We start from the raw sequence: 24,557 nt of genomic DNA, 5'->3' as shown, positions 1-24,557 counted from the left end.
GCCGTGAAGGCCACCTTCAGGAACTTTAAGTTCCTCAAGGTGGCCTTCACGAACCACCACTGTCAGTAGGTCGGCAGGCTCGGGTCGATCTGCTTCGCCCAGGCGAGCACGCCGCCGCCGAGGTGCGTCGCGTCCTTGAAACCGGCCGCGTGCAGCGCGGCGAGGGCCTCGGCGGACCGGGCACCCGACTTGCAGTGCAGGACGATCGGCTTGTCCTGCGGCAGCTCGGCCAGGGCCTCGCCGGAGAGGATCCGGTCCTTCGGGATCAGCGTCGCGCCCTTGATGTTGACGATCTCGTACTCGTGCGGCTCGCGGACGTCGATCAGCGCGAAGTTCTCGCCGCTGTCGAACTTGGCCTTGAGCTCGGCGGGCGTGATCGTGCTGCCCGACGCGGCCGAAGCCGCCTCATCGGACACGACACCGCAGAACGCCTCGTAGTCGATCAGCTCGGTGATCTTCGGCGTGTCCGGGTCCTTGCGGATCCGGACCTCGCGGTACTTCATGTCCAGCGCGTCGTAGCTGATCAGGCGGCCGAGCAGGGGCTCGCCGATGCCGGTGATGAGCTTGATCGCCTCGGTCACCATGATCGAGCCGATGGACGCGCACAGCACGCCCAGCACGCCACCCTCGGCGCAGGAGGGGACCATGCCCGGGGGCGGCGGCTCCGGGTAGAGGTCGCGGTAGTTGAGGCCCTTGCCGTTCGGCGCGTCCTCCCAGAACACGCTGACCTGGCCCTCGAACCGGAAGATCGAGCCCCAGACGTACGGCTTGCCGAGGAGTACCGCGGCGTCGTTGACCAGGTAGCGCGTGGCGAAGTTGTCGGTGCCGTCGACGATCAGGTCGTACTGCTCGAAGATCTCCAGCGCGTTCGACGAGTCCAGCCGATCGGTGTGCAGGTGCACCTTGACCAGCGGGTTGATCTCCGCGATCGACTCCTGCGCGGACGCGGCCTTGAGCTTGCCGACGTCGGACTGGCCGTGGATGACCTGGCGCTGCAGGTTCGACTCGTCCACGACGTCGAAGTCGACGATGCCGAGCGTGCCGACCCCGGCCGCGGCCAGGTACAGCAACGCGGGGCTGCCGAGGCCGCCGGCCCCGATCACCAGGACCTTGGCGTTCTTCAGCCGCTTCTGCCCGTTCACCCCCACGTCGGGGATGATCAGGTGACGGCTGTACCGGGCCACCTCATCCTTGGTGAGCTCGGCAGCCGGCTCGACGAGCGGCGGCAGTGCTGACATGGGTCCTCCATCTCGCGCGGATCGCGTCCATCCCACTATGCACAACGCGCGCGGGCAAATATGCCTTCCCGCGTCCGGATGGTGGGACACCCCCTACGGCGTGGGGTTCGGCCAGGAGTTCGTCTTGCAGATGCGGCCGTCCTTGGCCACCTTGCCCTTGTCGCCACCGGGGATGTCGTTGAGCATCGACACGTAGTCGTCGGAGACGCCGAAGGACTGCTGCATCATCACCGGCGCCGGCTGGTCGGTGCCGCCGCAGCCGACGTGCTGGTTGCCCAGGGCGTGCCCGACCTCGTGGTTGATGGCGTACTGCCGGTACCCGGTCATGTCGGGGCCGTACGCCTTGGCGCCGCGCACCCAGCGGGCCAGGTTGATCAGCACCCGGCCGAGGCTCTTGCGGTAGCAGGAGGCCTCGAACTTGATCTGGAAGCCGCAGGCGTCCGGCCGGTGGGTGGTCTCCGGCGTGGTGAGGCTCACCCGGAACGACGGGTTCGGGAAAGTGGCGTCCACCCGCTGGAACGCGATCTTGCCGTCCCAGGTCCAGCCCTGGGTGGGGTTCGACAGGGTGCCCTGGACGGCCGCGGCGAAGGCGTCGTCACCGGCATAGCTCGCCGGGTCGATGCCGTCCTCGACCTCGACGGTGTAGGTGTACAGCTTCCCGTTGCCGATCTTCGGGCCGCTGCCCGGGACGACGTGCCACTTGCCGGCGCCGGCCTGGGTGAACGCGCCGCCTTCGGGCAGCTCGGCGGTCGGCACCTTGAGGTCGACCGGCGTGGCCGGGTTCTCCGGGATGGCCTGCTCGCCGTTGCCGTCGATGGCGCCGCCGGAGGTGTCGCCGCCCGCCGACTCGATGCCGGGCGCCGAAGGGCCGGTGCCCTGCTCGGCGATCGGCTGGGCCGGGCTGTTGGCCGTGTTGACCACGACGAGCACGGTCAGCACGACCAGGATCGGCAGGGCGTAGACGCGCCAGCCGTAGGTCTTGGCGAGGTGCGCGATGCCCGGGTTCGGCGCCGCCTCGGGCGCCTTCTCCGTCGGGGTCTCGCCGTGCGGCTTCCAGGAGGCGCTCAGCGGCTCGGCACTGGTCCGCCGGCTGCCCGGGCGGTAGCGGTCCTCCTCGACGCGCTGCGCCGGCGCCCTCGACGGGCGGTACTGCCCGGTGCGGGGGTGGTCCTCGGCGTCCGGCGTCCGGCGAGCCGACGCGCGGTGGGGCGTCCGCCGATCTTCGCCTCGCGCGTCCTGCTTCACCCGGTCCACCGCACCAGGGTGCCACAGCGGCGAGGCACCGCTCGCGCCGACTGGCGGATCATCGAGTGAACCCGCGGCCACCCGATCGGCTTACCAGGTGCCCGCTTCGACGTGCTCCCACATGCCCAGCACGGCCTTCGCGACGACGACCGGGCGCTCCATCTGCGCCACGTGCCCGGTGCGCGGGAGCACCAGCAGCCGGGCCCGCGGGATCGCCCGGGCGGTCCGCACCGCGCGTTTCACCGAGATGACGCGGTCCTCCCGCCCCCAGACGACCAGCGTCGGCGCCTTGACGAGCGGCGCGACCGCCCACAGCGACGCCTTCCCCAGCGTCGACCACGCCCGGAAGATCGCGAACGTGCTGCGTGCCATCGCGGGCGCGGCCCAGGCGAACCCGGCGCGGGCACCGTGTTCCTCGGTCAGCTCGTCGAGCCGGCTCTCCGGGAAGCGTGACGGATCGGCGAAGCACAGCTTGATGACCCGCGCGGCGCGTTCCCGCGGCCCGAGCGCGGCCAGCTGGGCCCGCACCCGCGCGCCGACGAGCGGCAGGTAGGCGAACGCCATCCGCGGGTCCGACAGCCGCCGCGGGTCGAGGCGCAGGTCGGGCACCGCCGGCGAAATCAGCGTCAGCGTCTTCACCAGGTCCGGCCTCTGCGCCGCGATCAGCAACGCGATGGCGCCGCCCATCGAGTTGCCGAACAGGTGCACCGGCGCCCCGACGGCCTCGACGTGTTCGACCACCACATCGGCGTGGGCTTGGAGCGTGAAGTCGAAGCCCTGTTCGGGCTCGGAGTAGCCGAACCCGGGCAGGTCGGGGGCGGTGCCGCCGGCGACCGGCGCGAGCAGCGCGGCCAGGTCGGTCCAGTTCGTCGACGAGCCGCCGAGGCCGTGCACGTACACGGCCGGCACGCCGTGCGGGCCGGGCGTGCGGCGGACGTGGAGCCGGGCGGTGCCGACCTCTTCGAAGGCCGCCGGCCAGGGCGGCGGGACCGGGTCGAGCGACGGCAAAGCCCTGGCCGAGAGCGGCACGTGGGTCAGCGGCGGCCGGGCCTGCACAGGGGTGTCCACGGGTCCAGAATGCCCGACCCTTGGCGCGGCACACGTACCGGCGAGTAATCTTCGGGTCGACTTCACGCGGTGGCGACCCCGCCCGTCGAAGAAGCGATGACGGGAGGATGAGCATGACGGAGATGACGCGGCTGCAGCAACGTGGGGTGCGGCTGCCCCGGACCGAGCGCCGGGCTCAGCTCCTCGCCGCGGCGCAGCGGGTCTTCGCCGAGAACGGCTACCACGCCGCCGCGATGGACGAGATCGCCGAGGTCGCGGGCGTCTCGAAGCCGGTGCTGTACCAGCACTTCCCCGGCAAGCTCGATCTGTACATCGCGCTGCTGGAGAGCCACGTCGACGAGCTGGTGAAGCGCGTCCAGAACGCGCTGGACTCGACGACGGAGAACAAGCAGCGCGTCCCGGCGACGGTCGGCGCGTTCTTCGACTTCGTCAGCAACGACGCGGGCGCGTTCCGGATGGTGTTCGAGTCCGACCTGCGCGGCGAGCCGGCGGTCCAGGAAGCGGTCGACCGCGCGACGACGGCGAGCGTGGACGCGATCACGGAGACGATCACCGCGGACGCGGGTCTCGACGAGGACAAGGCGCGGCTGCTGGCGGTCGGGCTGGTCGGGATGAGCCAGGTCAGCGCCCGGTTCTGGCTGGCCCACCACCAGTCGATGAGCCGCGAGGAAGCAGTGGCCCTGACGGCCAACCTGGCCTGGCGCGGCATCGGCGGCGGCTTCCCCCTCAAGGACGGCTGACCGCCTCCTGGTGGGCACTTTCACGTGAAAGTGCCCACCTTTCAGCGGGTGGCGGCCGTGCGGACCAGGGCCGTGAGGCGGCGGGCGACTTCGTGGGGGCGTTCCTGCGGGAGCATGTGGCCGGCGCCGGGGAAGCGGACGAACTCCGCGTGCGGCAGCTCGTCCGCGATCACCTTCGCGTGCGGCAGCGGGCACAGCCGGTCCTTCTCCCCCGCCAGCACCACCGACGGCACGTCGCACAGCGCGCCCAGCCCGCCGACGCCGCGGTGGGCCGCGATCGCGTCCAGGAACATCCCCGCGCTCGCCGGGTGCGCGCACAGCAGCTGCTCGACGACGCTGTCCACCTGCGCACGCCCCGGCCGATCGCCGAACACCAGCCGGCGGGCGCCCGAGCGGACCAGTCCCGGCCGCAGCCGCAGCGTGTCCGCCCGCAACCGGGCCAGCAGCCGCGCCACCCGCGGCTCGAAGCGCGTCACGCTCCGGCCGACCAGCCCCGGGAACCCCAGCGTCAGCTGGTCCATGTCCCCCGACGACGTCGCCACGAACGCCGCGCCCGCCAGCCGCTCCCGGACCAGTGACGGGTGCCGTTCCGCGAGCATCATCAGCGTCATGCCGCCCATCGAATGCCCGGCCAGCACCAGCGGCCCGGACGGGACGCGGGCGGCGATCAGCTCGGCGAGGTCGTCGGCGAGCCGGGCGATCGTGGCGCCGCCGGGCCGGGCGGGCGCCGAACCGCCGTGGCCACGCAGGTCGTAGCGCAGCACGCGCAGGCCGGAGTCGAGGTGCGGCAGCACGAAGTCCCACGTCCGGTGGTCCTGCGTCCAGCCGTGCACCAGCACCAGCGTCACCGCCGAGTCGGCCGGCCCGGACTGCGCGACGTGCAGGGCGGCGCCGTCGCTCGCGACGAACCGGTGCCCGATCGACGGGTTCCGCAGCCGCGACGCCGTCGTCATCGACCCGCCGGGAGCAGGAACGACTTGCGCCAGAAGTACTTCCCGGGCAGCCCCACGAGCCCCGATTCCTGGAGGAACGGCATGATCTTCTCCCCGGCCCACGCGATCGTGCCCTGCCAGTGCGGGTTGGCCAGCGCCGCCTCGACGCCGTCGCGCGGGCGGATGCCGACCGCCTTGTAGACGTCCGGGTTGATGAACGCCCGCGTCACGAAGTACGAGATGAGCGCGATGACGAACTGCTGGTAGGCGATCTCGGCCTTCGACAGCTTCGCCATCCCGCGGGTGACTTCTTCGCGGGCGAAGGTGACGTGCCGGGCCTCTTCCAGGACGTGGATCCGGTTGACCATCCGGACCAGCGGCTGGACGCCTTCGTCGTTCATCTGCTCGCGCTGCAGCCGGTCGAGGACCTCCTCCGCGACCAGGATCGCGCCGTAGCGCGCCGGGCCGTAGGAGATCGTCGGCATGAGCTTCGCCAGGCGCCGCAGCCACGGCACCGGGCCGTAGGCGGGGCAGCCGATCCGCGACGCCATCCGCGCGAACATCGTCGAGTGCCGGCATTCGTCGGCGATTTCGGTGAGCGCGAACTGGGCGTGGGCGGACGTCGGGTCCTCGTTGTAGACCTCCTTGAGCAGCATCTGCATCAGGAGGATCTCGAACCACAGTCCGGTGGTGGCGACGCTCGCGACCTCGTGTTTGCCCAGCTCGATGCGCTGCTCGGGGGTCAGCTTCTCCCAGAGTTCGGTGCCGTAGAGCGACGAGCGCTCGTCGAGGATGAACCGCTTGCCCTCGACCAGCGGCGCGGTCCAGTCGATGTCGACGTCGGGGTCGTAGAACTTGTTCGCCGACGACTTCAGCAGGCGGTCCGCGGTCTTGTCGCGATCCGGTTCCTCCAGCGTCCGCGTCATTGCCGACACCCCTTCCGCGATGTGTAACTTGAGGTAACAGTTACCTGTGCGTAGCATGACCTCCGTGATCGAACGTGTCAAGCGCACCAAACAGCCTTCCCGCAGCGACGAGGCGACCGGCGACGCCCGGCGTGACCGCTGGCGCAAGCACCGGATCGCCCGGCGCAAGGAGTTCGTCGAGGCCGCGCTGCGGGCGCTCGACACGCACGGCCCGGACCTCGGCATGGAGGACGTCGCCGCGGAGGCCGGTGTCACGAAGCCGGTGCTGTACCGGCACTTCGACGACAAGGCCGACCTGTACGTGGCGCTCGGCCAGCGCGGCACGGAAATCCTCTTCGAGCGGCTGATCCCGGCGATCAACGCCGAGCTGGCGCCGGTGCCGCGGATCCGGATGGCCCTCGACGCGTTCTTCACCGTGATCGAGGAGCACCCGAACCTCTACCGGCTGCTGGCGCACGGGCGGCCGGAGAAACCGGTGTCGTCGGACGTCGTGGCCGAGGACAAGGAACTGATCGCGACGGCGCTGACGGCGCTGCTCGGCGACTACATGCGGATGTTCAACATGGATTCGGGCGCGGCCGAGCCGTGGGCGCACGGCATCGTCGGCATGGTCCAGAACACCGGCGAGTGGTGGCTCGACCGCCGCTCGATGAGCCGCGACGCGGTCGTGGAGTACCTGACCCAGATCATCTGGGCCGCCATCGACGGGCTGACCCGCCAGAACGGCGTGGTCATCGACCCGAACCTGCCCCTGGAAGTCAACAAGGTGGTCCAGCTGGGCCGCGCCCCGGAGCCGCTGGAGGAAACATCGTGAGCGAGCATGGCGAAGACGGCTACAGCGGTGAAGCGACCCTCGTGGTCGACGGCGTTTCGCTGCCGGTGACGGTCGAGCTGCGCGGCTACTTCCAGCCGATCGACGGCTATTACCGCTGGTACGGCCGGGTGGCGGTGAACGACGAGCTGACCCGCCTGGCGGGCGACAAGAAGAAGGCCGTGTCCATCCAGGCGGGCTCACACACGGCGTCAGGCGAGCTTTCCGACCCGGACCCGTGGGGCCGCTACCGGATCATGGGCACGAGCACGCCACCGTTCCACGTCCCCACAACCCTGGAAGAGCTGAACGCCTGAAAGTTCGTGAAGGCCACCTTGAGGAAGTTGTAGTTCCTCAAGGTGGCCTTCACGAAGTTCGGATCAGGGGTTGCGCGGGCCCGGCAGCTCCACGCCGGGCAGCAGGCCGTTCGCGATGTCCGTGGCCCGCCACTTCCGCACGGCCAGCCGGACCGCGGTGACCGGCGCGGCCAGGAAGGGCGCGGCCTCGGGCACCTTCGTGACGAGCAGTTCGCGCACCCGCGCGTCGTCGTCGCCCCCGAGGACCTCGGCGAACGCCTGGGCCTGCAGGAACGGCTGCATCGGCGAGCCCGTCGAGACGACGACCGAGACCACCGGGTTCTCCCGGATGGCGGCCAGCGTCCGGCCGCGGTCCTCGAGCACGAGGTTCAGGGTGAATTCGCCGCTTTCGGCGAAGTACACCCCGCCGACCCACGGCCCGGTGCTCCCCGAAGTGGCGAGGAACAAGGACTGGTGCGCGGCGAGGGTGCTCCGCACGAGATCCGCGACGGCGGTCGGCTCGAGAGTGGTCACCGGCCGAAGCTAGGCGGCAGAAAAGCGACACTCCAAACAAATCGCCACCATCCAGTGAACCCCCGCACTTCGTGAAGGCCACCTTGAGGAACTACAAGTTCCTCAAGGTGGCCTTCACGAAGTTTCGCTGTGGGTCAGTCGCCGACGCCGAAGCCGACCTTGCGGACGTCGGAGGGGGCGATCTCGACGTACGCGATGCGGTCGGAGGGGACGATGTACTTGCGCCCCTTCTCGTCGTTGATGCGGAAGAGCCCGTCACCGGCCGTCAGGGCCTCGGCGACCAGCTTCTCCACCTCTTCGGGAGACTGGCCACTGGACACCACCAGCTCGCGCGGCGTGTCCTTGATGCCGATCTTGACCTCCACGTGGGACCTCCGCTGAAAATTCGTAAGGGATGTGCCGGCCAAGGCTAACCGAACCGGCTCGTTCCGGTGGCGCATGTCCGCGCCCGACCGCGTCGTCACTTCCGGGTACTCCATCGGGTTCAGCCCAGGCCGAGCGCCTGCATGCGCTTCGTGTGCCCCTGTTGCAACCGCCGGAACAGCGCGGCAATTCCGGAGAGGTCACCCGAGCCGCTGATGATGAGCTCGGCCAGCCCGTCGCGCTCGGCGACGACGTACTGGGCCTGGGTCAGAGCCTCGCCGAGCAGGCGGCGGCCCCACAGGGCGAGCTTGTCGCGGGTCTTGGGGTCGGCTTCGATACCGGCCGCGACCTCGCGTTCGGCGAAGGCCGAGTGGCCGGTGTCGGCCAGCACGGTCAGCACCAGGTCCTTGGTCTCCGGGTCGAGCCAGCTGGCGATCTCCCGGTAGAGGTCGGCGGCGAGCCCGTCACCGACGTACGCCTTGACCAGCGACTCCAGGTACGACTTCGGGGGCGTCGAAGCGTGCCAGGCGTCGATGTGGTTCACGAACGGCGCCATGGCGTCTTCGATCTTGATGCCGTTCGCGGCCACGTGCTTGGCGAGCTGGCCGTAGTGACCGATCTCGGCGGCCGCCATCGCCGCCAGCGCGGCCCGCCCGGCCAGGGTGGGGGCGCTGCGCGCGTCCTCGGCCAGGCGGTCGAACGCGGACAGTTCGCCATAGGCGATCACACCCAGAAGGTCGACTACGCCTTCTGAGATCTCTTTCGGCTCGGTCACGGGGGCAGGGTATCGCCGAAGCACCTGGGCGTGTCGGGACGAGACCGATCACACTGGTTCCGGCGCGCCGGGTACTGTCGAAAAACTGCTGACCAGGTACACTGGCGTTCGATATCAAGCTTCCGTACGCCATACCGGCGTCGGGAAACAGGCGGGTCGCGTGGCCTGCCGACGTACTGCAATGTGCGTGCACGCCTCTTCCGGCATTCCCGGGGCGGACCGGTTCCGCGCTTGAAGATCAGCGCCAGGGACCAGGGTTTACTCCCGGTCGAGTGTCGAGCGGACCCACGGCTGTGCGCGCTGGTCACGAGAGAGGCGATCACCCTGACCGCAGAAATTTCCACAACCGAACAGACCCCCGCCGTCGCGCTGGAGCACAGCGAGACCGGCCCTGCCGCGCTCGACGTGTCGCACCCGCTGCAGGCCGGGGTCGAGGTCGAGCCCGAAGCCCCGACCTTCGCGTCCTTCGGCGTCAAGCCGGAGATCGTCAAGGCCCTCGGCGAAGCCGGCATCGAGCGGACCTTCGCGATCCAGGCGCTCACCCTGCCGCTGGCCATGGCCGGCGACGACCTCATCGGCCAGGCCCGCACCGGCATGGGCAAGACGCTGGGCTTCGGCGTCCCGCTGCTGCACCGCGTGGAGGTCCCCGGCGACGGCACCCCGCAGGTGCTGGTCGTGGTGCCGACCCGCGAGCTGTGCATCCAGGTCGCCAACGACCTCAAGGGCGCCGGCAAGCACCTGGGTATCCGGACGCTGGCCATCTACGGCGGCCGCCCGTACGAGCCGCAGATCGAGGCGCTCCGCAAGGGCATCGACGTCGTGATCGGCACCCCGGGCCGCCTCCTCGACCTCGCGGAGCAGCAGCACCTGGTGCTCGGCAAGGTCCGCGGCCTGGTGCTCGACGAGGCCGACGAGATGCTCGACCTGGGCTTCCTGCCGGACATCGAGCGCATCCTGCGGATGGTGCCGGACAAGCGCCAGACGATGCTCTTCTCGGCGACCATGCCGGGCCCGATCATCACGCTGGCCCGCACGTTCCTCACCCAGCCGACGCACATCCGCGCCGAAGAGAACGACGCGAGCGCGATCCACGAGCGCACCGCCCAGTTCGTCTACCGGGCGCACTCGATGGACAAGCCCGAGGTCATCGCCCGCGTGCTGCAGGCCGAGGGCCGCGGCCTCACGATGATCTTCAGCCGCACCAAGCGCACCGCGCAGAAGGTGGCCGACGACCTGGTCGAGCGCGGCTTCGCGGCCGCCGCCGTGCACGGTGACCTGGGCCAGGGCGCCCGCGAGCAGGCACTGCGCGCGTTCCGCTCCGGCAAGGTCGACGTGCTGGTCGCCACCGACGTCGCCGCCCGCGGCATCGACATCGACGACGTCACGCACGTCATCAACTACCAGTGCCCGGACGACGAGAAGACCTACGTCCACCGCATCGGCCGCACCGGCCGCGCGGGCCGGACCGGCGTCGCCGTCACCCTGGTCGACTGGGACGAGATGCCGCGCTGGAAGCTGATCTCGGACACCCTCGGCCTCGACAAGCCGGAGCCGGTGGAGACGTACTCGTCCTCGCCGCACCTGTTCGAAGACCTGAGTATCCCCGCGGGCAAGACCGGCCGGCTGCCGCTGGCCAACCGCACCCGTGCGGGCCTGGCCGCCGAGGAGGAAGAGGACCTGGGCGGCAAGAAGCGCGGCCGCGGTCGTGGCCGGACCGGCGAGGCTGCCGGGCCTTCGGCTTCGGACGAGGAGGCGCCGCGCAAGCGCGCCCGGACCCCGCGCAAGCGGACCCGCGGTGGCTCGCGGTCGGCCGAGGCGATCGAGGCCGCGGACAACGCCGACGCTTCCGCTTCGCCGGACGCCGCTGCCGACGCGCCCGCGTCGGAGGGCCGCACCCGCAGCCGCCGCCGCACCCGCAGTGGCAACGCCCCGGAGACGACCGGCCCGGCCGTCGAAAAGGAAGCCGGCGAGAACGCCGAACGCCCGGCTCGACGGCGCCGCCGTCGCCGCCCGGCCGCGACGTCTGATACACCTGCGTCGGCAGACTGAGGCTTCTCCATCGGGGGGTTCGGGTACGTGAGCGACGTCGAGAAGGCGGCTGAAGAGACGCCTGCCTACGGGTCCGAGGACGTACTCGAGGACGCTCCCGAGAGCACTCCGCCCGCCCCGCGGGTCAAGGCCCGGCGTTCGCCGTGGAACCGCGGGCGGGACAGGGTGGCCGCCGCGCTGGTCGCGGTGGTCGCGGTCGCCGTCGCGCTGATCATCGGCGCGACGAGCGACAGCGCGGCCACCGACCGGACCGAGGCGGCGCCGCCCCCGGCGTTGCCCGCGGTCCCGGACAAGGTGCCGGGATCGGTCTCCGAGATCTGGAGCGCCCCCAGCGGCGCGACGCCGGTCCCGGTCGTGGCCGGCGAGTCGGTGGCCACCGCGGACGGCGGCGAGGTCGCCGCCCGCGACCCGCTGACCGGGCAGATCCGCTGGCACTACACGCGTGACCTGCCGTTGTGCACCCTGGACTCGGTGTGGGGGCGGCTGAACGCCGTCTACCACAAGAGCCGCAACTGCAGCGAGGTCACGCAGCTGGACCCGGGCACCGGCCGGATCACCGCTCAGCGCAACGGCAACGCGGAGCTGGGCACCCAGCTGGTCGACGACGGCTCCCACGTGACGGCAACGGGCAAGTCGCTCCTCACGACCTGGCGCGACGACCTGGTCCAGAGCGCCGAGTACGGCCAGGTCCCGGCGCTGGTCAACGCGGGCAAGCAGCCGCGAACGGGCTGCACGTACGGCACGGTCGCGACGGCGTCGGGCAAGATCGGCGTGATCGAGCGCTGTCCGGGCGACTCGGCCGACCGCCTGACGGTGTACAAGGCGACGCCGGAAAAGGACGACGAACCCCAGGTCAGCTTCAGTTCGGTGCTGGCGGGCAAGCGCGCCCGCGTGATCGCGATGTCGGGCGACCTGACGGCGGTGGTGTTGCCGGACCAGAAGCTCCTGGTGGTGTACAACGGCGACGGCACCCAGCGGGCGGCGTACCCGCTGGACGTCCCGGCGGGCGACCTGGCGGCCGACCCGCCGTCGGGTGTCGAGGCGACCACCCAGACGGCGGCGAACATGTACTGGTTCAGCGGGTCGAAGGTGGTGGCCCTGTCCCGCGACGACCTGTCGCCGCGCTGGACGCTGAGCAGCGCGGCCGGCCCGGGAATCATGTTCGCCCAGCAGCTGGTGGTCCCGATCAAGGGCGGCCTGGCCGTGCTGAACGAAAACGACGGATCGACGATCCGAACGGTCGGCGTCGAGCGCCGCGGCTATACGGGCGTGGTCCGCCTGGCTGCGGCCGGCCCGGTGCTGCTGGAGCAGCGCGGCCCGACCCTCACGGCCCTGAAGTAGCCAAGCCCCGTGATGCCCCTCCAGGCACGCGAGAAGCCCGCCGAATCACGCGAGAAGCCCGCCTGGTCACGCGAGATCCGGCGGCAGTCGCGCGAGGTCCGGTCCGGGTCCCGCGGTGGGAGGCGAGGTCTGCGAGAGCCGAGGGGCATCTCGCGTGACTGGGCGGGCATCTCGCGTGACTGGGGCGGAAGCCGGGGGCCTCGGGGTCAGGCGAGCCAGAAGATGGTCAGTGCGGAGACGGTGAACAGCACCACCACCAGGCCCGCTCCTGCTGCCGGGGGGCCGTTGCGACGGTCGGCGACCCGCTGAGCCAGCAGGGCCAGCGTTGCCGCTACCGGGTGGCCGATCAGGAGGGCTGGGCCGGGGCCGGGCGCGCCCGTGAACAGGCAGATGACCGCCACCACGAGCACCCCGATCGCCAGGACGGTGAGGCCTGCGGCCAGGGAACCGGTGAACCCCCGCCACCAGCGGCCGCGGGCTTTGGCGGACCCGGTGGACGAATCGCCCTCGGCAGCCGGCGAGGCATCGGCGGGCTCGATTCGCTCGGGGGAGGCATTGGCGGGCTCGGTCCGCTCGGGCACGATCCGCTTCTGCTCGACGGTCGGCGCCTCAGCCTCCGGCGCCGACTCCTGCTGTGCCGACTCCCGTGGCGCCGACTCCTGCTGTGCCGACTCCTGCCGTGCCGACTCCCGTGGTGCCGGCTGCTGCCGCGCCTGTGGCGCCGGCTGCTGCCGCGCGAACGGCGGCCCCGCCGGCAGCGGGGTGGTCGCCAGTTCGTCGGTGTCCGGTGAAGCCACGTTCCCTCCCGTTCAGGGCGCGAGCAGGTCCCAAGGCTGCGCCGCCGGGGCCGCTTCCTGGCCCGTCGGGCAGCTCGGCCTGAAGTCGCACCAGGCGCATCGGCGGTCCGGGCGGGCTGGGAACAGGACGTCCCCGTCGCCGCCCGCGTCCAGGGTATCCATGGCCAGCCGCAGGTCCCCCGCGGTCTCTTCCGCTCGCTGCAAATGCCGCTGCAGGCTCTCCGGGGTGTGCTCCGCCGCCGCGATCGTGCCCGTCGGCACGTGGTGCAGCTCCACCGTCGTGCACGGCATGCGCAACGTCCGCGCCCCCGCCACCGCGTACAGCGCCAGTGCTTGCGACGCCCGGGCTTCGTACTCGTCCGGCGGACGGCGGCCCGTCTTGTAGTCCACGATGACCAGCTCACCCGAACGCGCGTCGATCCGGTCCGCGCGCCCCTCGATGATCATCGACGGCCGCTCCCCCGGCGATCCGCTGACCGGCGCCGACACCCAGCGCTCCAAGCCGACCGGGTCGTGCGAGACGTCGTTGTCCTCGACGTACTCCGCCACCCATCCCTTGGCCCGCGCCCGGTAGCGCGCCGCCTGCTCGTCGCTCTCGAAGCCCGCGTCCTTCCAGTACTCGGCCACCAGCGCCACCGCCCGCTGCGGCACGCGCTTGAGCACCGGCAGGTCGAACAGCGCCCGCAGCGCGTTGTGCACCACCGCGCCCAGCGTGCTGTGCGCCCACGGCCCGGTGCGCTGCGGCGTCGGCCGTTCGAGGTACGCGAGGCGGTACCGGCGCGGGCAGTCGTCGAAGGTCGCCAGCCGCGCCGGCGAGACCTTCGTGAGCCGCACCGGTTGCGCCACGCCGAAGTCGAAGCCCATCTGGTCCTTCACGCCGCCCACGCTACGCACCACCACCGACACTTTCCGCGCGGGGCGAGGCCGCCCCGCGCGAAAAGCCGGTTCACCGCACGACGAGCACGGTGTGCGTCCCGCCCGCCACCTGCAACGCCCCCGCCGCGCGCACCGCTCGCCCGTCCAGCAGCACCAGCCGGCCGGCGGGCACCACCAGCGAGCCGGACGTCCCCCGCGGCGCCGTCACCGTCAACGAGAACACCGAACCCTGTTGAGACCACGAAGCCGACAACGCGCCCTTCGGCGTCGGCACCGCTCCGCGAGCCCACGAAACCGAGCCCGGGTGCGGCGAAACCGTCCAGGTCGCGAAGCCCGGCGACGTCGGCGAGACGCCCAGCAGCTCGTTCGTCAGCACCGGCACCACACCGGTCGACCAGCCGTGCGCGGCCGAGGTGTACCCCTGCTCGTAGTGCGAGCCGCCCTCGCCGATGCCCTCCCAGGCGGTGATGCCCGGGTCGTGGGTGGCCATCCAGCCGTACATCCGCTTGATCTGGTCGATCGCCGACGCCGGCTGCCCGGTCCGGAACCGCGCCTGCAGCTCGGGGAACGACGTGAACGCGTACACCCGCTTCGTGCCGTCGCCCACCAAAGTGTCGTTGTCCATGAACGGGTTCCCGTACGGCAACGCGCCCGCCGCGAGCCGCGCCAGCGCCGAAGCGGCCTGGGCAGGAGACGCGATGCCGGCCAAAACAGCGTGGCTGTTGCCGTCCTGGCCGTGGCGCACCGCGCCCGTCGCCGAGTCGAGGTACGCGCCCGCCGCCGGATCCCACAGGTACTGGTTCACCGCCGCGGAGACGCCCGAAGCCCGCGAAAGCCACCGATCCGCGTCGGCCGGGTGCCCCGTCGCCCGCGCCAGACCGGCGGCCCCCTGAAGAGCCCGCACGTACAACGCGTTGTAGTACGTCACTTCGCCCGTACGCGGCAGGAACGCGTAGTCGCCGTAGCCGCCGGTGCCGTTGAGGCCCTTCGCGAGCAACCCGTGCGAATCGGTCACCGACGGGTACCAGCTGTCGAGCGCCTTCACGAGGTGCGCGTAGTACGAAGCCGCGTACGCGGTGTCGCCCGTGTAGAGCACGTAGTCCCAGCTGGAGGTCACCCACCAGAGCGGATAGTCGAACAGCGGCAACGTGTAGTTGTTGATCGACGCCGGCGGGATCCAGCCGTCCGCACGCTGGTGGTCGGCCAGGTCGGCGAGAACATTCCGAGCCGCCGTGCCGTCCTGGTGGGTCAGGTACTGCGTCAGGCCGGAGACCGCGACGTCGCCGACGTACGGATCCCGGTCGCGCTTCGCGCCATCGTGCAGCACCAGCTTTCCGTCCAGCGATGGCGAGAACGCGCCGCGTGGGTCCACATCGGACTCCCGGAAGGTGTCCATGCCCAGCTCGTTCGTGTAGGACGCCGCGTACCAGTACTTGTTCAGGTCTTCGTCGGACGACTCGAACCAGCCACGGTAGGTCGACGGCGTGCCGAGGAACGGCGTGAAGTCGAGCGAGACGCCGCTGATGCGCACCTCACCGGACGGCTGGGTCAACGGCGCGTCCGACGGCAGCGCGTCGAGGCTGATCCGCAGGTAGCGGAAGCCACGCAGGCCGTCCGCGCACACCTGGGTACCGGCCGCGCAGCCCTTGGTGTCCCGCCAGACCGTCGGGGTCGCGGGCACGGCGATCTGGTCACTGCCCGGCCCGCCCGAGAAGTCCGAGCGCGAGAAGTCGGAGCGCTCGCCGAGGTACTGCTGGGTCTCCGAGGTCGACACCCGGATGCCGGGGTGGTTCGCCGACGCGCCCGCGAACGCGATCTTCGGGTAGCCGGCGACGACCTTGCCGAAGTCGACGACGGCGGTGGGCACCGGCGGGTCGGCGACCACGCCGGGCCACACCTCGGCGACGCGGCTGAACTCGCCGGACGGCGTGTTCTGGTCCTTGGTCACGGTGATCTGGACCTGCGCGGTCGTCACCGGCCGGTCGAAGGTGACCGCGCGCTGCACCGCCGTGTTGCCGCCGACCGTGGCAGCCACCCGCCACGCGCCCGCGTCCAGCACCTCGACCGTGAAGTCCTGCGGCACACCGTCCACATTGGACAGCACGGTGACGCCGGGCAGCGCGACCGGCGCGCCCGCGGTGATCGTCAGGACGTCGGGGTAGGCGCCGATCGTGTCGTCGTTCCAGAACGTCTCGGTGTTGCCGTCGACGGCGTTGCCGGGGCCGTAGGTCCGGGGCTGCCCGTTGCCGCCGTTGTTCGGCGCGTGGAACGACGACGCGGCCGCGGTGGTGCCCGCGGGCCACACCGGCTTCGGCGGCGGCGCCTGCCGCTTGAACGTCGCCACCCCACGCCCGAGCAGGCCGTTCGGGTTCGCGACGTCGCCGGTGGTGGACAGCACCCGCACCGGCCGGACGTCCCGGCCCGAAGGTGCGACAACGTACTTCTGCCAGCCTGGTGCGGCGTCGGCGGGCGCGGCGACCACGCCGCTCGCCACCAGCACCGTGACCGGCAGGACTGCTCTGAGCCACTTCATCGAGGCCTCCCGCATGGCGTTGAATCGTTTCAAACGCGGAGCTGAGATTCAGGCTGCGGGAGCGGTGCCAACGATGTCAACGACCCTGGCGCATCCTGTCCGGCAGGACAACCCGGGTGGCGGGTCAGTTCCCGCCGGCGATGAACCCGCGCACGGAGTTCGCGACGAGCTCCACGGCGATGGCCGCGAGCAGCAGACCGGCCACCTTGGCCAGCAGCGTGATGCCGCTTTCCTTGATCAGCCGGATGACGAGGCCGGAGTAGCGCATGCACAGGTAGATGACGAAGTGCGTCGTGACGATCGCCAGCGCCAGCGCGATGTACGCGCCGATGTGCCCGTCGGCCTGCCGGACGAACACGATGGTCGCGGCGATCGCGCCGGGCCCGGCCAGCAGCGGCGTGCCGAGCGGCACGAGCGCGACGTTGACGTCTTCGGCCGCGGCCTCGGGCTCGTGGCCGTTGCTGGTGAGCAGCTGCAGCGCGATCAGCAGGAGCAGCAGCCCGCCCGCGCCCTGCAGCGCGGGGATGCCGATGCCGAGGTAGGCCAGGATCGCCTGGCCCGCAACCGCGAACAGGCTGATGACCAGCAGCGACACCAGGACGGCCTGCCGGGCGGCGCGCGCCCGGGTCGCCATCGGCTTGCGGCCGACGAGGCTGAGGAACACCGGCACGGTGCCGGGCGGGTCCATGATGACGATCAGGGTGATCGTCGCACTCATGAACAGCTTCGCGTCGAAGACGTCGGCGAGCGCCATGTCAGCCCTTCACGACCTGGAAGCCCGTAGCGCGCGAAGCGAGCTCCTCGAACTGCCCGGGGTCGGTGGTGCACTCGCCGAGCGCGATCGTCTTGTTGGTGCCGTGGTAGTCGCTGGACCCGGTGACGAGCAGGCCGAGCTCGCCGGCAAGCTCGCGAGTGCGGGCCCGCGTCGGCGCGTCGTGGTTGGGGTGGTCGGCCTCGACGCCGGTGAGCCCGCGCGCGGCCAGCCCGGCGAGGGTGTCCTCGCTGATGGTGGCGCCGCGGCTGAAGGCGAAGGGGTGCGCGACGACCGTGACGCCGCCGGCCGCGACGATCATGTCGATGGCCTCCTCGACCGGCGTGTCGCGCCGGGCGACGTAGTAGCCGCGGCGGGGGCTGAGGTAGTCGGCGAAGGCCTCGTCGACGGACTTGACCAGCCCGGCCCGGACCAGCGCCTGGGCCAGGTGGGGACGTCCGGGCGGGGAGTCCTCGGGCAGCAGGCCGAAAATCTCGTCGGCGTCGATCGGCAGGCCGTCGGCGGCCATCCGCTCGGCCATCCGCCGCAGCCGCGTGCGGCGCTCGAGCCGCAGCCGGGTCTGCTCGGTGACGATCGGCTCGGAGGTCGGGTCGAAGAGGTAGGCGAGCAGGTGGACGCTGATCTGCCGCCCGGTCCCGGGGTCGATCGACACCGTGGACAGCTCGGCGCCGGGAACCAGCGTCAGGCCTGGTGACACCGCTGCTGAAGCGGGCGCCCAGCCCGCGGTGGTGTCGTGGTCGGTGATCGCGACGACGTCGAGCCCGGCGTTCGCGGCCGCGGCGACGAGCCCGGCCGGCGTGTCGGTGCCGTCGGAAGCGGTGGAGTGGGCGTGCAGGTCGATGCGCATCGTGTCCATTGTCGACGATGCGGTGCGTCACACCGCGGCCGGGACACCCCGGCGCGCGTCACCCGACCGGCTTCTTGCCCCGGGCGGCCCGCTGGGCCTTGATCATCGAGAAGCGTTCGGCCTGCTTCTGCTTGTCGCCGAAGACCAGCTCGGAGATCGTGTCGTAGAACTCTTCGGGCCGCGGCAGGAAGTCGATCTTGTTGAGCGCCTGGATCTGACCGGCCGACTCGACCACCATCGTGCCGTAGCCCATCATGCGGCCGGTGGCCGTGCGGACGTAGCTGAGGTCGGTGACCTTGCTGATCGGCATCATCAGCACCTTGGTGGTGAAGACGCCGGTGGTCATGACGAACCGCTTGTCGGTGACCACCAGGCGCTCGACCCACCACTCCATCACCACGTAGGCGAACCGCAGGACGACGAGCAGCGCGACGTACCAGAGGATGTTCTGGCCGATGTACAGCGCCGGTGGCAGCAGGTAGGACACCAGCACGCAGACGGCCAGCAGCGCGGCCGCCTCGAAGGTGTCCCACAGCAGCACCGCCCAGTGGCGGCGGATCCGGATGACCCGCCGCTCGGTGTCGAGGAGGTACTCGTCGGGGTCGCGTGGCGCGAACATGGTTCGAGGGTAACCCCGCGATCAGCCCTTGAACACGTTGCTGACGAAGGTGATCACCGATTCGGCCGAGCTCCGAAGGAAGTCGATGATGTTGCCGACCAGACCGGCAGCCTGCCCGGGCTGGGCGATGACGAAGAACAGCACCAACGCGATACCAGCGAGGCCCGCAATCTTCTTCACGTTCACCGCGATCAAATCCCGTCTCTTACAGCGACACCGGACAACAGCAGAGATCCTGACGTTTTACGTTGTACCGCACTGAACAGGCGCAGGGGAGGAAAGTCCCGCGCTTGGGGCAGCACGCGGTCCGAAGTGTACCGTATGGCTACTCTCCGTGTACAGGACATCCGTTTTCACCTCGGTTACGTCTACCCTTCGGGACATGGAGGGCCTCACCAGCGCCACTATCCGCTGTGTCGGCGGCATCGTGTTCGACCGATACGGCCGTTTGCTGCTCATCCGGCGCCTGAACAACCCCGGTTCGGGGCAATGGTCGCTGCCAGGCGGCCGAGTCGAACCAGGCGAAACGGACAAAGAGGCCGTGGTCCGGGAGCTTTTCGAGGAGACCGGTCTGGACGTGATTCCGGGCACACTGGTCGGCTCGGTCCGGCGGGGACCGTACGAGATTTTCGACTACGCCTGCGAGGTCGACGGCGGGGTTCTCACGGCTGGTGACGATGCCTCGGACGCGCGTTGGTCCGATGCGGCAGACCTTGCGGAGTTGGAGGCGGCCGGGGAACTGGTCGACCGGCTTTTCGTGACGTTGCGTGAGTGGGGGGCGTTGCCGCGGGCTTGAGACCGCCGAACAGCGGCCCCGCCCATCCCCGGCAAAGTCGAGGAGCGGGCCCGAAGGGGGCGGTTTCGGCGGCGCTGGTGTGGCTGCGGTGTCTTGAATGAGTCATTCAGGGCTTCGGAGGTCCTGAATGACTCATTCAAGACGTTGGCTGAGCTGCGCTGCCGGGTGAGCGAGCCGCTACAGCGGCAGCCAGGTCATCCGCTGCCCGTGGGGCGCGGTCCGCGCCAGGGCGTGCGCCTCGGCCTTCCCGTCCTCCCACCGCACGACGCCCAGCGTCGCGAGCCCGTCGGCGCCGGCCAGGTCCGCACGCCCCGGGAGCACCTCCTCCAGGCCGGCTCCGTAGAACTCCTCCGAAACCCACCACACCGGCCGCGAAGACGCCAGCGAAGCGAGCTCCGAAACGAACGCGGACCGCCGCGACGCGGAGAAGTACCCCAGGACGTGGCTCGTCAGCACCACCAGCGGCCCGTCCAGGGACCCGGCCGCCGAGGCCAGGTCGTCGACGCCGTCCCCGGTGATCAACCGCGGGCGGTGGCGAGCCTGCTCGGCCGCCGCGGTCCGCAGGAGCCGGATGCGGTCCGGCTGGTCCGCCCAGACGCACGCCTCCAGCCACGCCAGTTCGTCCTCGTCCGACAGGTCCACCGGCGCCCGGTCGAGACCCGCCCGGTCGAGCAGGGCGAGCTTCTTCGGCAGCTTCGGGACCACCGCGCCCGGCGCCAGGTCCAGCGCGCAGTGCAACCCGACCGCGGCCTTCGCCGGGCCCGCCGTCAGCTGGTCGCCACCGTCGCACTGGTAGCGGTAGCCGAACCGGTCCAGGCCCAGCAGCAGCCCCGCGCTGCAGCCGACCTCCAGCAGCGACACCTTCCCGCCGGCTTCGCGGGCCGCCCGGGCCACCCCCGGGTACAGCAACGCCGCCCGGCGGACCTCGTTCGTCTGCGTGTAGCGCGCGGCGATCAACGCGCGCGCCTTCTCGGACCGCTCCAGCAGGAACGACCGGAACAGCGGCCACGTTTCGGAGTCGACGCCGTCGAAGCCGCCCAGCGACGGGTAGTACCGCGAGAGCGGGTGGATCGGGTCGGCCTGCACCAGCCGGTGCGCGACCGCCATCAGCAGCGTGCCCCGGACCTCGCCGTCGCGGGCCGCGGCCAGCAGCCCGGCGACGTCGTCGTCCGCGGCGGCCTGCAGCGCCAGGTGCTCGTACAGCGGCGAGACCCCGCGGGCCTCGACTTCCGCGAACGTGCGGAGTATTTCCTTGATCCCGTCCAGGTCCATCAGAGCCTCATTCGTGCGGCACCGGACGGCCCGGCTGCTCGCCGCCCCGAGTCTCCCCGTACGAGCGCTTCGGCACCATCACCTTCCGCCGGAAGGTGCACACGATCAGGCCGTCCTGCTTGTAACCACGCGTCTCGACGTACACCACGCCGCGATCGTCCTTGGACTTCGACGGCGTCTTGTCGAGCACCTCGGTCTCGCCGTAGATCGTGTCGCCGTGGAAGGTCGGCTTCACGTGCTTGAGCGACTCGACCTCGAGGTTCGCGATGGCCTTGCCGGAGACGTCGGGCACCGACATGCCCAGCAGCAGCGAGTAGACGTAGTTGCCGACCACGACGTTCTTGCCGAAGTCGGTCGTCTCCTCGGCGTAGTGCGCGTCCAGGTGCAGCGGGTGGTGGTTCATGGTGATCAGGCAGAACAGGTGGTCGTCGTATTCGGTGACCGTTTTGCCCGGCCAGTGCTTGTAGACCGCACCGACCTCGAACTCCTCGTAGTACCGACCGAACTGCACTCGTCATCTCCCGTTCCACGTAACACCGCGTGAGGCTGGTACGACACGCATCCGTAGTGAGGAGTACCCTCAACCATCGGTGTTCGCGCGTCAACGCGAGCCCCACCACTGTCGCACCCGGCCCGAAGGAGGTGAGGAACTCGATGAGTAGTGGCGATAGTCCGCTCCCTAGTAGTCCCAGCGTTCCCACCTCACCGGCCGGCCGGCTCATCTTCTGGTAGGCCTTCTCTCTCCCGGGAACGCTGGTGTGTCGCCGGGCGGACGCATTTCCGCCCCTGGTCAGTCGTCTCGCACGACCACGCACGACACCAGGAGATCCCATGCCTGCCATTCCTTCGCTCGGTGGCCTTCGCGGCCGCGGCAACAAGGCCGCCGTCCCGGTGCGCCCGATTCCGGTGCCGCTGTCCGCGTACGTCGTCGACTGCGCGGTCTACGTCGCCGGTGAGCGCCTGCCCGGCCGCTGGACCCACTCCGAGGCGATCAAAGAGGTCCGGAAACGGCACGAGGGATTCGTCTGGATCGGGCTGCACGAGCCGGACGCCCAGCAGATCCAGGGCGTCGCGGACACGTTCGGGCTGCACGAGCTGGCCGTCGAAGACGCGCTCGAAGCGCACCAGCGGCCCAAGCTGGAGCGCTACGACGACACGCTGTTCCTGGTGGTCAAGACCGTCCGGTACGTCGAACACGAATCACCCACCACGGCGAACGAAATCGTCGAGACCGGCGAGCTCATGGTGTTCCTCGGCCGGGACTTCGTGATCACCGTCCGCCACGGGAACCACTCGGGCCTGGCGCGGCTGCGCCGCGAGCTGGACGACGACTCCGAGCGCCTGCAGCTCGGCCCGTCCGCGGTCGTGCACGCGATCACCGACCACGTCGTCGACCACTACCTCGACGTCACCGGCCGGATCGAGAACGACATCGACGTCATGGAGGCGCAGGTCTTCGCGCCCCGCTCGCAGGTCAGCGCCGAGCAGATCTACCTGATGAAGCGGGAGGTCCTCGAGCTGCGCCGCGCGGTGATGCCGCTGGCCACGCCGATCCAGCGCCTGGCCGAGGGCTACACGCGGCTGGTGCCCGACGACGTCCGCTCGTACTTCCGCGACGTCGCCGACCACCTCACGACGGTGTCCGAGCGGGTCGCGGCGTTCGACGAACTGCTGTCCACCCTGGTCGACGCGACCGTCGCGAAGATTTCGCTGCAGCAGAACACCGATATGCGCAAGATCACGTCGTGGGCGGCGATCATCACCGTCCCGACGATGATCGCGGGCATCTACGGGATGAACTTCGACTACCTGCCCGAGCTGCACTGGAAGTTCGGGTACCCGCTGGTCATCAGCGTGATCCTGGCGATCTGCCTGTTGCTGTACCGAATATTCCGGAAGAACGGCTGGCTCTAGGTCCCCTTTCTTTCCACCGGATTCCTTCGGAGAACCGCCATGTCCAGGCTGCTGTCCAACCTCAAGTTCTGGGCGCTCGCGCTCAGCGTGCTGTGGATCGTCGTCATCACTTTCGTCATCGTCGCCGACCCGGGGTTCGCGCACGGAATGAAATGACGCCCGTGCGTCGTACCCTGGGCGCATGCCGAAAGCGCTGGTCGTCTCCGACGAGGTCGACGAACGGCTGTGGACCGACGCGGTCCGCGGCCACGCCGTCGACCTCGTCATCGGCGCGGGCGACCTGCCCTACGACTACCTGGCGTTCCTGGCCGGCGCGCTCGACGTGCCGTGCGTGTTCGTGCCCGGCAACCACGACCCGGACCTGAGCGGCTACACGCGCTACGGCGGGCTGTCCATGAAGGACGGTTTCCCGACGGCCTGGCCCGGCCCGGCGGGCGGTATCAACGCCGACGGACGCCTCGTCGACGTCGCCGGCCTGCGGTTCGCCGGGCTCGGCGGTTCGATCCGCTACAACGACGGGCCGAACCAGTGGACGCAGCGCCAGCAGGCCCGGCGGGCCCGCGGGCTGGTCCGGCGCGCCCGCTTCCGGCGGTGGCGCGACGGGCACGACGTCGACATCCTGCTGACGCATTCGCCGCCGCGGAACCTGGGCGATCGCGAGGACCCGCCGCACCGCGGGTTCGCGTGCCTGCACCGGACCATCGAGGCGCTGCGCCCGAAGTGGCTGCTGCACGGGCACATCCACCCCCACGGCGAGCCGGTGCCGGACCGGGTGGTCGGCACGACCCGGATCCGCAACGTGGTGGGCCACCGGATCATGGAGTTCTGATGAAGGAAACGGGATTCCCCCGCGCCGACGCGGAGAACGACTTCCTCCGCGCGCGCCGGGGCCAGGTGCTCTCGCGGCTTTCGACGTGGTTGCGGCGCGAGCCCGACGACGTCAACATCATGCTGCCGTTCCACGAGGTGGTGGAGGCGCTCGGCTACCTCGGCGAGCACCGGATCGGGCTGCGGGTGATCAAGCTGGATTCGATCGTCGGCACGGTCGACCGCAGCCGCGACTTCGACCGCCGCTTCCGCCCGACGTCGGCCCGCGTCCGCGAGCGCTGGGAACGCCTGGCCGTGGCCGCCCGCCGCGGCGAGGAGATCCCGCCGATCGAGGTCTACCGGGTCGGCGAACTGCACTTCATCATCGACGGCCACCACCGCGTCTCGGTGGCGCTCGCCCAGGGACTGTCCACAATAGAGGCAATGGTGACGGTGGTCCGCACCAAACTGGACCCGAGCGGCATCCGCCACCGCGGCGACCTGATCGTCAAGGACTACCGGCGGCTGTTCCTGGAGCGCGTCCCGCTGACCGGCCACGCGCGCGCGTCGGTGATCGTGTCGGACCCGTGGGACTACGCGAAGCTGGGCGAGCACGTGGAGGCGTGGGGATTCCGGTTGATGCAGGACGAAGGCAAGTTCCACGACCGGGCGAGCGTGGCGCAGCGCTGGTTCGAGGAAGAGTTCGTCCCGGTGGTGGGCATGCTGCGGCAGGCGGACCTGATCGGCGACCGGACGGACGCCGAGGCGTACATGTGGGTGGCGGCGGAGCGGTACCGGCTGATCCGCACCCACCGCTGGGACGACGACGTCATCGAGACGCTGCGGTCCCGCCGTCCCTAGAGCGCCCCAATGTGGCCTTCGGTGCGTCTGACGCACCGAAGGCCGCCTTGGGTGCGTCAGACGCAACCAAGGCCGCCTTGGGGCGCTTGAGTCAGCCGCTGTCGACGAACCTCAGACGCGCGACACCAGGGCGCACGACCGGCCT

At 70.5% G+C, this 24,557-nt stretch carries 26 protein-coding genes; 9 read left to right on the top strand and 17 right to left on the bottom strand.

Annotation, left to right across the window (positions count from 1 at the left end; translation table 11 throughout):
• Nucleotides 1-62 precede the first annotated feature (62 nt).
• From moeZ to ACLJQF_RS09465, 3 genes are all read right to left on the bottom strand, one after another.
• Nucleotides 63-1,238 carry an adenylyltransferase/sulfurtransferase MoeZ gene (gene moeZ / locus ACLJQF_RS09475; RefSeq protein ID WP_410607839.1) on the bottom strand — a complete coding sequence of 392 codons (1,176 nt, stop codon included), beginning with the start codon at nucleotides 1,236-1,238 and terminating at the stop codon, nucleotides 63-65.
• Between the two features lie 93 nt (nucleotides 1,239-1,331).
• Nucleotides 1,332-2,492 carry a DUF3152 domain-containing protein gene (locus ACLJQF_RS09470; RefSeq protein ID WP_410607838.1) on the bottom strand — a complete coding sequence of 387 codons (1,161 nt, stop codon included), beginning with the start codon at nucleotides 2,490-2,492 and terminating at the stop codon, nucleotides 1,332-1,334.
• Nucleotides 2,493-2,573: 81 nt separating this feature from the next.
• Nucleotides 2,574-3,551 carry an alpha/beta fold hydrolase gene (locus ACLJQF_RS09465; protein ID WP_410607837.1) on the bottom strand — a complete coding sequence of 326 codons (978 nt, stop codon included), beginning with the start codon at nucleotides 3,549-3,551 and terminating at the stop codon, nucleotides 2,574-2,576.
• 113 nt (nucleotides 3,552-3,664) lie between these two features.
• Here ACLJQF_RS09465 and ACLJQF_RS09460 point away from each other — a divergent pair, with 113 nt between their 5' ends.
• On the top strand, nucleotides 3,665-4,291 hold the full coding sequence (locus ACLJQF_RS09460; protein WP_103336620.1) for a TetR/AcrR family transcriptional regulator: 627 nt from the start codon (nucleotides 3,665-3,667) through the stop codon (nucleotides 4,289-4,291).
• A 41-nt stretch (nucleotides 4,292-4,332) separates the two neighbouring features.
• Here ACLJQF_RS09460 and ACLJQF_RS09455 read toward each other — a convergent pair whose 3' ends face one another.
• A complete protein-coding gene (locus tag ACLJQF_RS09455) occupies nucleotides 4,333-5,244 on the bottom strand; it encodes an alpha/beta fold hydrolase (RefSeq protein ID WP_410607836.1) in 912 nt (303 codons plus the stop codon).
• Nucleotides 5,241-6,149: an AurF N-oxygenase family protein gene (locus ACLJQF_RS09450; RefSeq protein ID WP_410607835.1), complete on the bottom strand. Its 909-nt coding sequence runs from the start codon at nucleotides 6,147-6,149 to the stop codon at nucleotides 5,241-5,243. Before ACLJQF_RS09450 ends, ACLJQF_RS09455 begins: the two co-directional genes overlap by 4 nt.
• A gap of 55 nt (nucleotides 6,150-6,204) precedes the next feature.
• Between ACLJQF_RS09450 and ACLJQF_RS09445 the strand changes: the two genes are divergently transcribed.
• Complete coding sequence (locus tag ACLJQF_RS09445; protein ID WP_410607834.1) at nucleotides 6,205-6,963, top strand: TetR/AcrR family transcriptional regulator; 759 nt, start codon at nucleotides 6,205-6,207, stop codon at nucleotides 6,961-6,963.
• The gene (locus ACLJQF_RS09440; protein WP_410607833.1) at nucleotides 6,960-7,277 is read left to right on the top strand and encodes a DUF4873 domain-containing protein; all 318 of its coding nucleotides are present in this window, start codon (nucleotides 6,960-6,962) and stop codon (nucleotides 7,275-7,277) included. Before ACLJQF_RS09445 ends, ACLJQF_RS09440 begins: the two co-directional genes overlap by 4 nt.
• Before the next feature lie 63 nt (nucleotides 7,278-7,340).
• Here the strand turns inward: ACLJQF_RS09440 and ACLJQF_RS09435 are convergent, their stop codons facing one another.
• The 3 genes from ACLJQF_RS09435 to ACLJQF_RS09425 all read right to left on the bottom strand — a co-directional run bounded on the left by ACLJQF_RS09435 (nucleotide 7,341) and on the right by ACLJQF_RS09425 (nucleotide 8,928).
• The gene (locus tag ACLJQF_RS09435) at nucleotides 7,341-7,790 is read right to left on the bottom strand and encodes a pyridoxamine 5'-phosphate oxidase family protein (RefSeq protein ID WP_410607832.1); all 450 of its coding nucleotides are present in this window, start codon (nucleotides 7,788-7,790) and stop codon (nucleotides 7,341-7,343) included.
• Between the two features lie 134 nt (nucleotides 7,791-7,924).
• Nucleotides 7,925-8,155, bottom strand: coding sequence for a DUF3107 domain-containing protein (locus ACLJQF_RS09430; protein ID WP_013223016.1), 231 nt, complete (start codon nucleotides 8,153-8,155; stop codon nucleotides 7,925-7,927).
• 119 nt (nucleotides 8,156-8,274) lie between these two features.
• Nucleotides 8,275-8,928, bottom strand: a complete 654-nt coding sequence (locus ACLJQF_RS09425; protein WP_091304346.1) for a ferritin-like fold-containing protein — start codon at nucleotides 8,926-8,928, stop codon at nucleotides 8,275-8,277.
• Nucleotides 8,929-9,159: 231 nt separating this feature from the next.
• Between ACLJQF_RS09425 and ACLJQF_RS09420 the strand changes: the two genes are divergently transcribed.
• Together ACLJQF_RS09420 and ACLJQF_RS09415 are read left to right on the top strand one after the other, a co-directional pair.
• On the top strand, nucleotides 9,160-10,977 hold the full coding sequence (locus tag ACLJQF_RS09420) for a DEAD/DEAH box helicase (protein ID WP_410607831.1): 1,818 nt from the start codon (nucleotides 9,160-9,162) through the stop codon (nucleotides 10,975-10,977).
• A gap of 27 nt (nucleotides 10,978-11,004) precedes the next feature.
• A complete protein-coding gene (locus ACLJQF_RS09415; RefSeq protein ID WP_410607830.1) occupies nucleotides 11,005-12,318 on the top strand; it encodes a hypothetical protein in 1,314 nt (437 codons plus the stop codon).
• Between the two features lie 206 nt (nucleotides 12,319-12,524).
• On the opposite strand, the gene ACLJQF_RS09410 is transcribed toward ACLJQF_RS09415, so the two are convergent.
• The 7 genes from ACLJQF_RS09410 to ACLJQF_RS09380 form a co-directional block, all read right to left on the bottom strand.
• Nucleotides 12,525-13,115: a hypothetical protein gene (locus tag ACLJQF_RS09410; RefSeq protein WP_410607829.1), complete on the bottom strand. Its 591-nt coding sequence runs from the start codon at nucleotides 13,113-13,115 to the stop codon at nucleotides 12,525-12,527.
• A 12-nt stretch (nucleotides 13,116-13,127) separates the two neighbouring features.
• Nucleotides 13,128-13,979 carry a RecB family exonuclease gene (locus ACLJQF_RS09405; RefSeq protein ID WP_410607937.1) on the bottom strand — a complete coding sequence of 284 codons (852 nt, stop codon included), beginning with the start codon at nucleotides 13,977-13,979 and terminating at the stop codon, nucleotides 13,128-13,130.
• 82 nt (nucleotides 13,980-14,061) lie between these two features.
• Nucleotides 14,062-16,524 carry an alpha-L-rhamnosidase C-terminal domain-containing protein gene (locus tag ACLJQF_RS09400; protein WP_410607828.1) on the bottom strand — a complete coding sequence of 821 codons (2,463 nt, stop codon included), beginning with the start codon at nucleotides 16,522-16,524 and terminating at the stop codon, nucleotides 14,062-14,064.
• A 124-nt stretch (nucleotides 16,525-16,648) separates the two neighbouring features.
• Nucleotides 16,649-17,278 (bottom strand): MarC family protein, encoded by a 630-nt coding sequence (locus ACLJQF_RS09395; protein ID WP_364013155.1) that lies wholly within the window; start codon nucleotides 17,276-17,278, stop codon nucleotides 16,649-16,651.
• A gap of 1 nt (nucleotide 17,279) precedes the next feature.
• Nucleotides 17,280-18,152 (bottom strand): PHP domain-containing protein, encoded by an 873-nt coding sequence (locus tag ACLJQF_RS09390; protein ID WP_410607827.1) that lies wholly within the window; start codon nucleotides 18,150-18,152, stop codon nucleotides 17,280-17,282.
• A gap of 49 nt (nucleotides 18,153-18,201) precedes the next feature.
• A complete protein-coding gene (locus ACLJQF_RS09385; RefSeq protein ID WP_003095467.1) occupies nucleotides 18,202-18,762 on the bottom strand; it encodes a PH domain-containing protein in 561 nt (186 codons plus the stop codon).
• Between the two features lie 21 nt (nucleotides 18,763-18,783).
• On the bottom strand, nucleotides 18,784-18,948 hold the full coding sequence (locus tag ACLJQF_RS09380) for a hypothetical protein (protein WP_162146229.1): 165 nt from the start codon (nucleotides 18,946-18,948) through the stop codon (nucleotides 18,784-18,786).
• 196 nt (nucleotides 18,949-19,144) lie between these two features.
• On the opposite strand from ACLJQF_RS09380, the gene ACLJQF_RS09375 reads away from it, so the two are divergent.
• A complete protein-coding gene (locus ACLJQF_RS09375) occupies nucleotides 19,145-19,558 on the top strand; it encodes an NUDIX hydrolase (RefSeq protein ID WP_410607826.1) in 414 nt (137 codons plus the stop codon).
• A 177-nt stretch (nucleotides 19,559-19,735) separates the two neighbouring features.
• Here ACLJQF_RS09375 and ACLJQF_RS09370 read toward each other — a convergent pair whose 3' ends face one another.
• Both ACLJQF_RS09370 and ACLJQF_RS09365 read right to left on the bottom strand, forming a co-directional pair.
• The gene (locus tag ACLJQF_RS09370; protein ID WP_410607825.1) at nucleotides 19,736-20,830 is read right to left on the bottom strand and encodes a DUF2332 domain-containing protein; all 1,095 of its coding nucleotides are present in this window, start codon (nucleotides 20,828-20,830) and stop codon (nucleotides 19,736-19,738) included.
• A 7-nt stretch (nucleotides 20,831-20,837) separates the two neighbouring features.
• Nucleotides 20,838-21,341 carry a MaoC family dehydratase gene (locus tag ACLJQF_RS09365; RefSeq protein ID WP_013223004.1) on the bottom strand — a complete coding sequence of 168 codons (504 nt, stop codon included), beginning with the start codon at nucleotides 21,339-21,341 and terminating at the stop codon, nucleotides 20,838-20,840.
• A gap of 320 nt (nucleotides 21,342-21,661) precedes the next feature.
• Between ACLJQF_RS09365 and corA the strand changes: the two genes are divergently transcribed.
• From corA to ACLJQF_RS09350, 3 genes are all read left to right on the top strand, one after another.
• Nucleotides 21,662-22,744: a magnesium/cobalt transporter CorA gene (gene corA, locus ACLJQF_RS09360; protein WP_410607824.1), complete on the top strand. Its 1,083-nt coding sequence runs from the start codon at nucleotides 21,662-21,664 to the stop codon at nucleotides 22,742-22,744.
• A gap of 181 nt (nucleotides 22,745-22,925) precedes the next feature.
• On the top strand, nucleotides 22,926-23,573 hold the full coding sequence (locus ACLJQF_RS09355; RefSeq protein ID WP_410607823.1) for a metallophosphoesterase family protein: 648 nt from the start codon (nucleotides 22,926-22,928) through the stop codon (nucleotides 23,571-23,573).
• Complete coding sequence (locus ACLJQF_RS09350; protein WP_410607822.1) at nucleotides 23,573-24,412, top strand: chromosome partitioning protein ParB; 840 nt, start codon at nucleotides 23,573-23,575, stop codon at nucleotides 24,410-24,412. Before ACLJQF_RS09355 ends, ACLJQF_RS09350 begins: the two co-directional genes overlap by 1 nt.
• Nucleotides 24,413-24,557: the final 145 nt, after the last annotated feature.

This window comes from Amycolatopsis sp. lyj-109 (assembly GCF_046548995.1).
Taxonomy (GTDB): domain Bacteria; phylum Actinomycetota; class Actinomycetes; order Mycobacteriales; family Pseudonocardiaceae; genus Amycolatopsis.
Note: the sequence above shows the minus strand (reverse complement) of the source record. Positions and strands in the feature narration are given on the sequence as shown.

What these genes read in the sequence shown, in the direction of transcription:
- ACLJQF_RS09395 (WP_364013155.1), bottom strand. Translation starts at nt 17,278, where the DNA reads ATGGCGCTCGCCGACGTCTTCGACGCGAAGCTGTTCATGAGTGCGACG.
- ACLJQF_RS09405 (WP_410607937.1), bottom strand. Translation starts at nt 13,979, where the DNA reads ATGGGCTTCGACTTCGGCGTGGCGCAACCGGTGCGGCTCACGAAGGTC.
- ACLJQF_RS09460 (WP_103336620.1), top strand. Translation starts at nt 3,665, where the DNA reads ATGACGGAGATGACGCGGCTGCAGCAACGTGGGGTGCGGCTGCCCCGG.
- ACLJQF_RS09445 (WP_410607834.1), top strand. Translation starts at nt 6,205, where the DNA reads ATGACCTCCGTGATCGAACGTGTCAAGCGCACCAAACAGCCTTCCCGC.
- ACLJQF_RS09355 (WP_410607823.1), top strand. Translation starts at nt 22,926, where the DNA reads ATGCCGAAAGCGCTGGTCGTCTCCGACGAGGTCGACGAACGGCTGTGG.
- ACLJQF_RS09350 (WP_410607822.1), top strand. Translation starts at nt 23,573, where the DNA reads ATGAAGGAAACGGGATTCCCCCGCGCCGACGCGGAGAACGACTTCCTC.
- corA (WP_410607824.1), top strand. Translation starts at nt 21,662, where the DNA reads ATGCCTGCCATTCCTTCGCTCGGTGGCCTTCGCGGCCGCGGCAACAAG.
- ACLJQF_RS09455 (WP_410607836.1), bottom strand. Translation starts at nt 5,244, where the DNA reads ATGACGACGGCGTCGCGGCTGCGGAACCCGTCGATCGGGCACCGGTTC.
- ACLJQF_RS09370 (WP_410607825.1), bottom strand. Translation starts at nt 20,830, where the DNA reads ATGGACCTGGACGGGATCAAGGAAATACTCCGCACGTTCGCGGAAGTC.
- ACLJQF_RS09400 (WP_410607828.1), bottom strand. Translation starts at nt 16,524, where the DNA reads ATGAAGTGGCTCAGAGCAGTCCTGCCGGTCACGGTGCTGGTGGCGAGC.
- ACLJQF_RS09385 (WP_003095467.1), bottom strand. Translation starts at nt 18,762, where the DNA reads ATGTTCGCGCCACGCGACCCCGACGAGTACCTCCTCGACACCGAGCGG.
- ACLJQF_RS09375 (WP_410607826.1), top strand. Translation starts at nt 19,145, where the DNA reads ATGGAGGGCCTCACCAGCGCCACTATCCGCTGTGTCGGCGGCATCGTG.
- ACLJQF_RS09390 (WP_410607827.1), bottom strand. Translation starts at nt 18,152, where the DNA reads ATGGACACGATGCGCATCGACCTGCACGCCCACTCCACCGCTTCCGAC.
- moeZ (WP_410607839.1), bottom strand. Translation starts at nt 1,238, where the DNA reads ATGTCAGCACTGCCGCCGCTCGTCGAGCCGGCTGCCGAGCTCACCAAG.
- ACLJQF_RS09450 (WP_410607835.1), bottom strand. Translation starts at nt 6,149, where the DNA reads ATGACGCGGACGCTGGAGGAACCGGATCGCGACAAGACCGCGGACCGC.